This window comes from Asanoa siamensis (assembly GCF_016862555.1).
In the GTDB taxonomy this organism is placed as follows: Bacteria; Actinomycetota; Actinomycetes; order Mycobacteriales; family Micromonosporaceae; genus Asanoa; species Asanoa siamensis.
Genome location: NZ_BONE01000005.1, coordinates 87581 through 98786, shown reverse-complemented (window position 1 = coordinate 98786; position 11206 = coordinate 87581). Strand labels below are relative to the sequence as shown.

The window sequence follows — 11206 nt, the reverse complement described above, 5'->3', positions numbered from 1 at the left end:
CCGTTGATGGCCGGTAGACTCGCATAGTCTGTCCGCTGAGTGAAGATCAAGGCAGGAAATGGCCACCACCAACGACCTGAAGAACGGCCTGGTTCTCAACCTCGACGGCGAGCTATGGGCTGTTGTTGAGTTCCAGCACGTCAAGCCCGGAAAGGGTGGTGCGTTCGTGCGCACCACGCTCAAGAACGTGCTGTCCGGGAAGGTCGTCGACAAGACCTTCAACGCGGGGACCAAGGTCGATACCGCGACCGTCGACAAGCGCACGATGCAATACCTCTACGCCGACGGCGAAGACTTCGTCTTCATGGACCTCGACACCTACGACCAGATCCACGTCAGTGGTGGCACGGTCGGCGAGGCGTCGAACTACCTCCTCCCCGAGGCCGAGGCGATCGTCGCCACCCACGAGGGCGTCCCGCTCTACATCGAGTTGCCGACCAGCGTCGTGCTCGAGGTCACCTACACCGAGCCGGGCCTGCAGGGCGACCGTTCCACGGGCGGCAACAAGCCGGCCACCGTCGAGACCGGCGCGACCGTCCAGGTCCCGCTGTTCATCACCACCGGTGAGAAGATCAAGGTCGACACCCGAGACGGCCGTTACCTCGGCCGCGGCTGATGGCGGAGGGCCCCAAGACCTCGATGCCCGCGCGCCGCAAGGCGCGTAAGAGGGCCCTCGACGTGCTGTTCGAAGCCGACCTGCGGGACCGGCCGCCGACGGATGTCCTCATCGACTACGTCGCGCGGCTGGAGCGCCCGCTGCCGGGCCATCTGGACTACGCGGAGGGCCTGGTCAAGGGTGTCGCCACGCACCTCGACCGGATCGACGAGCTGATCGCGAGCTACGCCGAGGGGTGGACGATCGACCGCATGCCGGTGGTCGACCGCAACCTGGCCCGGATCGCGGTCTACGAGTTGCTCTACGTCGACGAGATCGACGACGCGGTGGCGATCACCGAGGCGGTCGAACTGGCCCGCCAGATGTCGACCGACGACAGCCCGCGTTTCCTCAACGGGTTGATCGGCCGGATCGCCGAGTACGCACCGCGTTAGCGGGTCGCGACAGCGCGTTAAACGACAAAAGCCAACAAGGGCCCCTTCCCACCGCGAAAGCGGCGGGTGAGGGGCCCTCGGCGTCGAAGCGTCGAACCGACGTCAGCTGGCGAAGAACGCCCGCGGGTCCGCGACGAGGACGCCGTGCTCGTTGAGGCGCTCGATGAGGCCCGACGGCGACGAGTCGTAGACGATGGCCAGCGCGCGCAGGTCGTCCGCGCGGATGGACAGCACCCGGCCGTTGTAGTCGCCGCGCTGCTGCTGGATGGCGCGCGCGTAGCGGGCCACGTAGGCGAGCTCCTCGGAAGCCTCGTCGTACAGGCGCTCGAGGTCTAGGACGATCTTGTTGGTGGGCTCGTGCCGGACGCCACTGCCGTCGGGCAGCAGCTCCGAGACCGGAACCCGGTAGAAGTCGGCGAGCTCGGCGAGGCGGGACACCGTCACGGCCCGGTCACCGCGCTCGTAGGAGCCGACGACGACCGCCTTCCAACGGCCGTTCGACTTCTCCTCCACACCTTGCAGGGACAGGCCCTGCTGTTGGCGGATGGAGCGCAGACGCGCGCCCAACGACTTGGCGTACTCAGAAGCCATTGACGACTCTCCCAGTGCTGGTACCCGGGGTTCTCCCCAGCGATCGCTACGGAGCGTGACGGTACGGGGAATGAGAGAACTGGTCAAGTGCTCATTACCCATCACTTGGGATGACTGTGTTGTGTTGTCCGAATTTTCCTGCACCATGCATCAACGACTGGCGACAGTGTTACGCACGGCACGCTGCGGTTACCCGCAGAGTCCCCGCTGGTAACGTGATCGACGGTTCGCCGAAGACATCCTTTAACGACCCGTCCCGTGAGGCGGGGAAGGAGGTCCGCCGTGGCCTACGCACAGGCCGCTTCATCCTCGACGACGCCGGGTTCACCACCGGCTGTGAAGCTGATCCTCAACGAGACGGATCTGCAGCGCGTCGTCGACCGTATCGCGCACCAGATCCTCGAGAAGACCGACGGCGCCGAAGCGACCGTCCTGCTCGGCATCCCGACCCGCGGTGTCCCACTGGCCCGTCGCCTGGCCGCCCGCATCGCCGCCTTCGAGGGCGTCGAGGTCCCGGTCGGTGTGCTCGACGTCACCCTCTACCGCGACGACCTGCGGCTCAAGGCCACCCGCGCGCTCGGCCCGACCGACCTGCCGCCCGGTGGGATCGACGGCCGGCGGGTGATCCTCGTCGACGACGTCCTGTTCTCCGGTCGCACCGTGCGCGCCGCCCTCGACGCCCTCTCCGACCTCGGCCGGCCCAGCTCCGTGCAGCTCGCCGTGATCGTCGACCGGGGCCACCGGGAGCTGCCGATCCGCGCCGACTACGTCGGCAAGAACATCCCGACCGCGCGTACCGAGGTCGTCAAGGTGACGCTCGCCGAGATCGACGGCACGGACGAGGTCAGGCTCGTCGGCGAGGAGACCAAATGATCAAGCATCTGCTGTCCGCCGCCGACCTCGACGCCGAGCACGCGACCCTGGTCCTGGACACCGCGGCCGAGCTGGCCAACCTGTCCAGTCGCGAGGTGAAGAAGCTGCCCACGCTGCGCGGTCGCACGGTGGTCAACCTCTTCTACGAGGACTCCACCCGGACCCGGATCTCGTTCGAGGCCGCCGCGAAGCGGCTGAGTGCCGACGTCATCAACTTCTCCGCCAAGGGCTCCAGCGTCTCCAAGGGCGAGAGCCTCAAGGACACCGCGCTGACCCTGCAGGCGATGGGCGCCGACGCGGTCGTCGTCCGGCATCCCGCGTCCGGCGCGCCCCACCGGCTGGCCCAGTGGGTCGACGGGTCGGTGGTCAACGCCGGTGACGGTACGCACGAGCACCCGACCCAGGCGCTGCTCGACGCGTACACGATGCGCTCCCGATTGGGCCGGCTCGCCGGCCTGCACGTCGCGATCGTCGGTGACGTGCTGCACAGCCGGGTCGCGCGGTCCAACGTCCTGCTGCTCACCACGCTCGGCGCCAAGGTCACCGTGGTCGGCCCGCCGACCCTGATCCCGGTCGACGTGGGCCCGGCGCTCTCGCCCGACCTGCGCGTCTCCTACGACCTCGACGCCGTGCTGCCCGAGGTCGACGTGGTGATGATGCTGCGGGTCCAGCGCGAGCGGATGAACGACTCCTACTTCCCGTCGACGCGCGAATACGCGCGCCGCTACGGGCTCGACGTGGCCCGCATGCGCCGGCTGCCCGAGCACGCGATCGTCATGCACCCCGGCCCGATGGTCCGGGGCATGGAGATCACTCCGGAGGTGGCCGACTCGGCCCGCTCCACGATCGTCGAACAGGTCACCAACGGCGTCTCCGTCCGGATGGCCGTTCTCTACCTGCTCCTGGGGGGCAAATGAGCAGCACGTACCTGGTCAAGGGGGTCAGCGTCCTCGGCGCCGAGCCGACGGACCTGCTGATCCGCGACGGCATCGTCGCCTCGGTGGGTGGGGCCCGCGACGCGCAGGTCATCGACGCCGCCGGCCTGGTCGCGCTGCCCGGCCTGGTCGACCTGCACACCCACCTGCGCGAGCCCGGCCGCGAGGACGCCGAGACCGTCGAGACCGGCTCGCGGGCCGCGGCGCTCGGCGGCTACACCGCGGTCTGCGCGATGGCCAACACCTCGCCGGTGGCCGACACGGCCGGCGTGGTCGAGCAGGTCTGGCGGCTCGGTCGCGAGGCCGGCCTGGTCGACGTGCAGCCGATCGGCGCCGTCACCGTCGGCCTGGCCGGCGAGCGCCTCGCGGAACTCGGCGCGATGGCCGACTCCGCCGCCAAGGTGCGGATCTTCTCCGACGACGGCCACTGCGTCTCCGACGCGCGGCTGATGCGCCGGGCTCTCGAATACGTCAAGGCGTTCGACGGTGTCATCGCGCAGCACGCCGAGGAGCCCCGGCTGACCGAGGGCGCCCAGATGCACGAGGGCGAGGTCTCCGCGCGGCTCGGGCTCACCGGCTGGCCGGCGGTCGCCGAGGAGGCGATCATCGCCCGCGACGCGCTGCTCGCCGGGCACGTCGGCGCCCGCCTGCACGTCTGCCACGTGAGCACGGCCGGTTCGGTCGACGTGATCCGGCAGGCCAAGGCGGCGGGTGTACGGGTGACCGCCGAGGTCACGCCGCACCACCTGCTGCTGACCGACGAGCGGGCCACCTCGTACGACCCGGTGTTCAAGGTGAACCCGCCCCTGCGCACCCAGGCCGACGTGGCCGCGCTGCGGGCGGGTCTGGCCGAGGGCCTGATCGACATCGTCGCCACCGACCACGCGCCGCACGCGGTGGAGGACAAGGAATGCGAGTGGGCGTACGCGCGCCCGGGCATGCTCGGCCTCGAGACCGCGCTGTCGATCGTGCTCGACGTGCTCGGCCCGCAGTGGGACCTCATCGCCGACCGGATGTCCCGCGCACCCGCCCGGATCGCGGGCCTGAGCGAGCACGGCCACACCCCGGCACCCGGTGCGCCGGCCACCTTCACGCTGGTCGACCCGGCGGCCCGCTGGGAGGTCGACCCGACCGGGTCGGCGTCCCGCTCCCGCAACACCCCGTACGCGGGGATGACCCTGCCCGGCCGAATCGTCGCGACGTTCCTGCGCGGCGAGCCGACGGTGCTGGACGGAAAGGCAACGAAATGAGGCGCCCCGCGCTGCTCGTCCTCGAGGACGGGCGGACGTTCCACGGTGAGTCCTACGGCAGCGTGGGCGAGACCTACGGCGAGGCGGTGTTCACCACCGCGATGACCGGCTACCAGGAGACGCTGACCGACCCGTCGTACCACCGGCAGGTCGTCGTGCAGACCGCTCCCCACATCGGCAACACCGGCGTCAACGACGAGGACGACGAGTCCGCGCGGATCTGGGTCGCCGGCTACGTGGTGCGCGACCCGGCCCGGCTCGCCTCCAACTGGCGCCGCACCGGCGACCTGGAGGACCGGCTCGCCGCGGAGGGTGTCGTCGGCATCTCCGGGGTCGACACCCGGGCGCTGACCCGGCACCTGCGTGACCGCGGCGCGATGCGCGTCGGCGTCTCCAGCGTCACCGACGACCCGGCCGTGCTGCTGCGCAAGGTCCGCGAGGCGCCCGAGATGGTCGGCGCCGACCTGTCCGCCCAGGTGACCACCGCCGCGCCGTACACGGTGAACGCGGTCGGCACCCATGAGTTCACCGTCGCGGCGGTCGACCTCGGCATCAAGCGCAACGTCGCCCGGCGGCTGGCCGCGCGTGGGGTGACCACGCACGTGATGCCGGCGTCGTCCACGATCGACGAGCTGCTGGCCACCGGCGCCGACGCGATCTTTTTCTCGCCCGGGCCGGGCGACCCGGCCACCGCGGACGGTCCGGTGGAACTGGCCCGCGAGGTGATGCGGCGGCAGATCCCGCTGTTCGGCATCTGCTTCGGCTCGCAGATCCTCGGGCGGGCGCTCGGCTTCGGCACCTACAAGCTGGGATTCGGGCACCGCGGCAGCAACCAGCCGGTGCTCGACCGGACGACCGGCAAGGTCGAGGTGACGTCGCACAACCACGGGTTCGCGGTCGACGCGCCGCTCGACGCGACGGTGGCCACCGACTTCGGCGACGTCGCGGTGTCGCACGTCTGCTTGAACGACAACGTTGTCGAGGGTCTGCGGGCGCACGACGTCCCGGCCTTCACGGTCCAGTACCACCCGGAAGCGGCCGCGGGTCCGCACGATGCCGATTACCTCTTCGATCGGTTCCGGGAGCTCATCGCGGGGGAGAAGGCAAGTGCCTAAGCGGAGCGACCTTTCGCACGTGCTCGTCATCGGCTCGGGGCCGATCGTGATCGGGCAGGCGTGCGAGTTCGACTATTCCGGCACGCAGGCGTGCCGCGTGCTGCGGGCCGAGGGCCTGCGGGTCAGCCTGGTCAACTCGAACCCGGCGACCATCATGACCGACCCGGAGTTCGCCGACGCCACCTACGTCGAGCCGATCACGACGGAGTTCCTCGAGCTCGTCATCGCCAAGGAGCGCCCGGACGCGATCCTGCCGACGCTGGGCGGCCAGACCGCGCTCAACGCGGCGGTCGCACTGCACGAGGCCGGGATCCTCGAGAAGTACGGCGTGGAGCTGATCGGCGCCGACATCGAGGCGATCCAGCGCGGCGAGGACCGCCAGAAGTTCAAGGAGATCGTGGCGAAGGCCGGTGCCTCGACGCCCCGCTCGCGCGTCTGCGACTCCATGGAAGCGGTCCGGGACGCCGTCGCCGAGCTGGGCCTGCCGGTCGTGGTGCGGCCGTCGTTCACCATGGGCGGCCTCGGCTCCGGCATGGCGCACACGGCCGAGGATCTCGAGCGGATCGCCGGCGCCGGGCTCACCGAGTCACCGGTGCACGAGGTGCTGATCGAGGAGAGCGTCCTCGGTTGGAAGGAGTACGAGCTCGAGCTGATGCGCGACAAGCACGACAACGTCGTGGTCGTCTGCTCGATCGAGAACCTCGACCCGATGGGCGTGCACACCGGCGACAGCGTCACGGTCGCGCCGGCGATGACGCTGACCGACCGCGAGTACCAGACGCTGCGGGACGTCGGCATCGCCGTGCTCCGCGAGGTGGGCGTCGACACGGGCGGCTGCAACATCCAGTTCGCGATCAACCCGCGCGACGGCCGGCTCGTGGTCATCGAGATGAACCCGCGGGTGTCCCGCTCGTCGGCGCTGGCGTCGAAGGCGACCGGCTTCCCGATCGCGAAGATCGCCGCGAAGCTGGCCATCGGCTACACGCTCGACGAGATCCCCAACGACATCACCCTGGAGACGCCGGCCGCGTTCGAGCCCGCGCTCGACTACGTGGTCGTGAAGATCCCGCGGTTCGCGTTCGAGAAGTTCCCCGGCGCCGACCCGGAGCTGACCACCACGATGAAGTCGGTCGGCGAGGCGATGAGCCTGGGCCGCAACTTCACCGAGGCGCTGAACAAGGCGATGCGCTCGATGGAGACGGGTGCCGCGGGCTTCTGGACCGCGCCCGATCCGGATGGCGCGACCTTGGCGTCCACTCTGGACGACCTGGGTACGCCGCACGACGGCCGCCTCTACACCGTCGAGCGGGCCCTGCGGCTCGGTGCCTCGGTCGCCGAGGTGTCGGCGGCGTCCGGCGGGATCGACCCCTGGTTCCTCGACCAGATCGCGGCGCTTGTCGACCTGCGCGCCGAGATTATCGCGGCGCCGGTGCTCGACCTGCCGCTGCTGCGCCGGGCGAAGCGGGCCGGCCTGTCCGACCGGCAGCTCGCCGCGCTGCGGCCCGAGTTCGCGGGTGAGGACGGGGTGCGCCGGCTGCGGCACCGGCTGGGGCTGCGGCCGGTCTACAAGACGGTCGACACGTGCGCGGCCGAGTTCGCGGCTCGCACCCCGTATCACTACTCCTCGTACGACGAGGAGACCGAGGTGGCGCCGTCGGACCGGCCCAAGGTGCTGATCCTGGGCTCGGGGCCGAACCGGATCGGGCAGGGCATCGAGTTCGACTACTCGTGTGTGCACGCGGTGATGGCGCTGCGGGGCACGGGGTACGAGACCGTGATGGTCAACTGCAACCCGGAGACCGTGTCGACGGACTACGACACGGCGGACCGCCTCTACTTCGAGCCGTTGACGTTCGAGGACGTGCTCGAAGTCGTGGCCGCCGAGGATGCGTCCGGCCGGGAGGCCGGCGGGCCGGGTGTCGTCGGCGTCGTCGTGCAACTCGGCGGGCAGACCCCGCTGGGCCTGGCGCAGCGGCTCAAGGACGCCGGCGTGCCGATCGTCGGCACCACCCCGGAGTCCATCAACCTGGCCGAGGACCGCGGGGCGTTCGGCGCGGTGCTGGCCAAGGCCGGCCTGCGCGCGCCGGCCCACGGCACCGCCACCTCCTACGAGGAGGCCAAGGGGATCGCCGACGAGATCGGCTACCCGGTGCTCGTGCGGCCCTCGTACGTGCTCGGTGGTCGGGGCATGGAGATCGTCTACGACGACCCGACGCTGTCGTCCTACATCCGCCGGGCCACGGAGATCTCGCCGACCCACCCGGTGCTGGTCGACCGGTTCCTCGACGACGCGATCGAGATCGACGTCGACGCGCTCTGCGACGCCGGCGGCGAGGTCTTCCTCGGCGGCGTGATGGAGCACATCGAGGAGGCCGGCATCCACTCCGGCGACTCGGCCTGCGCGCTGCCGCCGATCACGCTGGCCGCCTCGCACCTGGCCGAGGTGCGCCGGTACACCGAGGAGATCGCCCGCGGAGTCGGGGTGCGCGGTCTGCTCAACGTGCAGTACGCGCTCAAGGACGACGTGCTCTACGTGCTCGAGGCCAACCCGCGCGCGTCGCGTACGGTGCCGTTCGTCTCCAAGGCGACCGCGGTGCCGCTGGCCAAGGCGGCCGCCCGGATCATGCTGGGCGCGACCATCGCGGAACTGCGCGCGGAGGGCCTGCTGCCCGCCACCGGCGACGGCGGTGACCTGCCGGCCGACGGGCCGACCGCGGTGAAGGAGGCGGTGCTGCCGTTCAAGCGGTTCCGCACGCCGGCCGGGCGGGGCGTCGACTCGCTGCTGGGCCCGGAGATGAAGTCGACCGGCGAGGTGATGGGCATCGACCCCGCCTTCGGCCACGCGTACGCGAAGTCGCAGGCGGCGGCGTACGGCTCGTTGCCGACCTCGGGGCGGATCTTCGTCTCGGTCGCCAACCGCGACAAGCGCAGCATGATCTTCCCGATCAAGCGGCTGGCCGACCTGGGCTTCCAGATCGTGGCGACGGTCGGCACGGGCGAGGTGCTGCGCCGGCACGGGATCACCTGCGAGATCATCCGGAAGCACTGGGAAGAGGCGGGTTCCGGGCCGGACGCGGTGACGCTGATCCGCAACGGCGAGATCGCGCTGATCGTCAACACGCCGCAGGGCTCGGGGGCGTCGGCGCGGTCGGACGGGTACGAGATCCGCAGCGCCGCGGTGACGGCCGACATCCCGTGCATCACGACGGTGCCGGGCGCGGCGGCCGCGGTGATGGGGATCGAGGCGCTGATCCGCGGGGAGATGACCGTACGCCCGCTGCAGGACCTGCACCGGGCCCTGCGCGCGGGTGGCGGGCGTGCTGTTTGAGCGGGCCGTCCGCCCTGTTCTGTTCCGCCTCGGCTCGGGCGACGCGGAGATCGCGCACGAGTGGACGCTCGCACGGCTGGCGGCGCTCCCGCCGGCCGCGCGGCGGCTGCTGGCGTCGCGGTACGCGGTGCGCGCGCCGCGGACGGTCTTCGGCCTGGAGTTCCCGAACCCGGTCGGCCTGGCGGCGGGCGTCGACAAGAACGGGGTCGCACTGGGCGCGTGGCGCTCGTTGGGATTCGGCTTCGTCGAGGTCGGCACGGTGACGGCATACGCACAGCCGGGCAACCCGAAGCCACGACTGTTCCGGTTGCGCGACAGCGAAGCGATCGTGAACCGGATGGGCTTCAACAACGAGGGCGCAGCGGCCCTCGCGGCCCGCCTCGCCGCCGCCCACGGTCCGGACCGCCACGAGCCCGACGCCGGCCCTGGATCCGGCGCGCCGGGTGGCGGCTCTGGATCCGCGCCCGGCGGCGGGCCGGGTGCCGAGTCCGGCGGCGGCGGGCGTGCCGGCTCCGCGAGCCGGGCAGCCCCCCGCGAGCCCCGGGCCGGCCTGCCGGCCGAGCCCAGCGGTGGCCGGCCGTTCGGGGTGCCGCTCGGCATCTCGCTGGGCAAGTCCAAGATCACGCCGCTGGAAGATGCCGTCGACGACTATCTGGCGTCCTACAAGCTGCTGCGGGATCACGGTGACTACTTCGCGGTCAATGTCTCCTCGCCCAACACGCCCGGGCTGCGGAACCTGCAGGATCGCGACTCGATCGACGCCCTGCTGCGCGAGTTGGTGGGGGAGAAGCCGATCCTCGTGAAGATCGCGCCGGATCTCACCGAGGCGGCCATCGCCGAGCTCCTCGAGGTCTGTCTCGCCCGGGGCGCCGCCGGGGTGATCGCCACCAACACCACCCTGGCCCGGGACGGCCTGGCGGCCGCTGACGTGGCTACGGGGCACGAGGCCGGCGGGTTGTCCGGCGCGCCGCTCACCGCGCGGGCCCGGGACGTCGTGAAGTTCGTGCACGACGAGACCGGCGGGCGCCTGCCGGTGGTCGGCGTCGGCGGGATCATGTCGGCCGACGACGCCGCGCGGATGTTCGACGCGGGCGCGAGCCTGGTCCAGATCTACTCGGGCTTCATCTATCACGGGCCGGCGCTGACCCGGCGGATCGCGACTCTGAAGAAAGGACAATCGTGACGAAATCCTTCGGAGCGCGCCTGCACGAGGCGCTCGGACATCGCGGCCCGCTCTGTGTAGGCATCGATCCTCATCCAAGTCTGTTGACCGCCTGGGGCCTGACCGACGATGCGGACGGGCTGGCCCGGTTCTGCGAGATCGTTATCGAAGCGCTCGGCGACCGCGTCGCCGTGATGAAACCGCAGTCCGCTTTCTTCGAGCGCCACGGCTCCCGAGGGGTCGCCGTGCTTGAGTCGGCTATCCGACAGTTGCGCGATGCGGGTTCGCTCGTGCTGCTCGACGTGAAGCGTGGCGACATCGGTTCGACGGTCGCCGCGTACGCCGCCGCATATCTCGATCCGGCGAGTCCGCTGCGTGCCGACGCGATCACGGCGAGCCCCTTCCTCGGCGTCGGATCGCTGCGCCCGATGTTCGACGCGGCGACGGCGCACGACGGCGGCGTGTTCGTCCTGGCGCTGACCTCGAACCCCGAGGGCGCCGCCGTGCAACGCGCCGTCGGTCCCGGCGGCCGGACCGTGGCGCAGACCGTCATCGACGAGATTTCCCAGCTCAACGAGGGTGCGACGCCGCTCGGGAGCTTCGGCCTCGTGGTCGGCGCGACCGTCGGCGATACCGGCCATGATCTTTCTCGGGTCAACGGCCCGATCCTCGCCCCGGGCCTCGGCGCGCAGGGTGGGAACGCTTCCGACCTGCGTACCGTCTTCGGTAATGATCTTGATTGGGTCGTTCCGTCCTACTCGCGGGAGATCCTCGCCCGCGGGCCCTCGGTGACCGATTTGCGCAGTGCGACGGGCGACGTGCTGGCCCAGTGCCGGGCCGTTCTGAGCCCCCGATCGAGGTGACACGGGGGATCAAGATTTCGTGATCAAGGCGCGCCGACG

General features: G+C 70.8%; 10 protein-coding genes. 9 read left to right on the top strand and 1 reads right to left on the bottom strand.

What is annotated here, in order from left to right; translation table 11 throughout:
* Nucleotides 1–58: 58 nt before the first annotated feature.
* Together efp and nusB are read left to right on the top strand one after the other, a co-directional pair.
* Nucleotides 59–616 (top strand): elongation factor P, encoded by a 558-nt coding sequence (gene efp, locus Asi02nite_RS05015; protein WP_203710947.1) that lies wholly within the window; start codon nt 59–61, stop codon nt 614–616.
* A 23-nt stretch (nt 617–639) separates the two neighbouring features.
* Nucleotides 640–1050, top strand: coding sequence for a transcription antitermination factor NusB (gene nusB, locus Asi02nite_RS05010; protein WP_203711012.1), 411 nt, complete (start codon nt 640–642; stop codon nt 1048–1050).
* A gap of 102 nt (nt 1051–1152) precedes the next feature.
* Here the strand turns inward: nusB and bldD are convergent, their stop codons facing one another.
* Nucleotides 1153–1641, bottom strand: a complete 489-nt coding sequence (bldD, locus tag Asi02nite_RS05005; protein WP_203703049.1) for a transcriptional regulator BldD — start codon at nt 1639–1641, stop codon at nt 1153–1155.
* 282 nt (nt 1642–1923) lie between these two features.
* Between bldD and pyrR the strand changes: the two genes are divergently transcribed.
* The 7 genes from pyrR to pyrF are packed head-to-tail and all read left to right on the top strand — an operon-like array spanning nt 1924 to nt 11167.
* On the top strand, nt 1924–2514 hold the full coding sequence (gene pyrR / locus Asi02nite_RS05000; protein ID WP_203710946.1) for a bifunctional pyr operon transcriptional regulator/uracil phosphoribosyltransferase PyrR: 591 nt from the start codon (nt 1924–1926) through the stop codon (nt 2512–2514).
* Nucleotides 2511–3431 carry an aspartate carbamoyltransferase catalytic subunit gene (locus Asi02nite_RS04995; RefSeq protein WP_203710945.1) on the top strand — a complete coding sequence of 307 codons (921 nt, stop codon included), beginning with the start codon at nt 2511–2513 and terminating at the stop codon, nt 3429–3431. Before pyrR ends, Asi02nite_RS04995 begins: the two co-directional genes overlap by 4 nt.
* Nucleotides 3428–4699, top strand: a complete 1272-nt coding sequence (locus tag Asi02nite_RS04990) for a dihydroorotase (RefSeq protein WP_203710944.1) — start codon at nt 3428–3430, stop codon at nt 4697–4699. Before Asi02nite_RS04995 ends, Asi02nite_RS04990 begins: the two co-directional genes overlap by 4 nt.
* Complete coding sequence (carA, locus tag Asi02nite_RS04985) at nt 4696–5814, top strand: glutamine-hydrolyzing carbamoyl-phosphate synthase small subunit (RefSeq protein WP_203710943.1); 1119 nt, start codon at nt 4696–4698, stop codon at nt 5812–5814. The genes Asi02nite_RS04990 and carA overlap by 4 nt, the downstream gene beginning before the upstream one ends.
* Nucleotides 5807–9142, top strand: coding sequence for a carbamoyl-phosphate synthase large subunit (carB, locus tag Asi02nite_RS04980; protein WP_203710942.1), 3336 nt, complete (start codon nt 5807–5809; stop codon nt 9140–9142). Before carA ends, carB begins: the two co-directional genes overlap by 8 nt.
* Nucleotides 9135–10325, top strand: a complete 1191-nt coding sequence (gene pyrD / locus Asi02nite_RS04975; protein WP_373312161.1) for a dihydroorotate dehydrogenase (quinone) — start codon at nt 9135–9137, stop codon at nt 10323–10325. Before carB ends, pyrD begins: the two co-directional genes overlap by 8 nt.
* Complete coding sequence (gene pyrF, locus Asi02nite_RS04970; RefSeq protein WP_203710940.1) at nt 10322–11167, top strand: orotidine-5'-phosphate decarboxylase; 846 nt, start codon at nt 10322–10324, stop codon at nt 11165–11167. The genes pyrD and pyrF overlap by 4 nt, the downstream gene beginning before the upstream one ends.
* The last annotated feature ends 39 nt before the right edge of the window (nt 11168–11206 follow it).

What these genes read in the sequence shown, in the direction of transcription:
- efp (WP_203710947.1), top strand. Translation starts at nt 59, where the DNA reads ATGGCCACCACCAACGACCTGAAGAACGGCCTGGTTCTCAACCTCGAC.
- nusB (WP_203711012.1), top strand. Translation starts at nt 640, where the DNA reads ATGCCCGCGCGCCGCAAGGCGCGTAAGAGGGCCCTCGACGTGCTGTTC.
- bldD (WP_203703049.1), bottom strand. Translation starts at nt 1,641, where the DNA reads ATGGCTTCTGAGTACGCCAAGTCGTTGGGCGCGCGTCTGCGCTCCATC.
- Asi02nite_RS04995 (WP_203710945.1), top strand. Translation starts at nt 2,511, where the DNA reads ATGATCAAGCATCTGCTGTCCGCCGCCGACCTCGACGCCGAGCACGCG.
- Asi02nite_RS04990 (WP_203710944.1), top strand. Translation starts at nt 3,428, where the DNA reads ATGAGCAGCACGTACCTGGTCAAGGGGGTCAGCGTCCTCGGCGCCGAG.
- carA (WP_203710943.1), top strand. Translation starts at nt 4,696, where the DNA reads ATGAGGCGCCCCGCGCTGCTCGTCCTCGAGGACGGGCGGACGTTCCAC.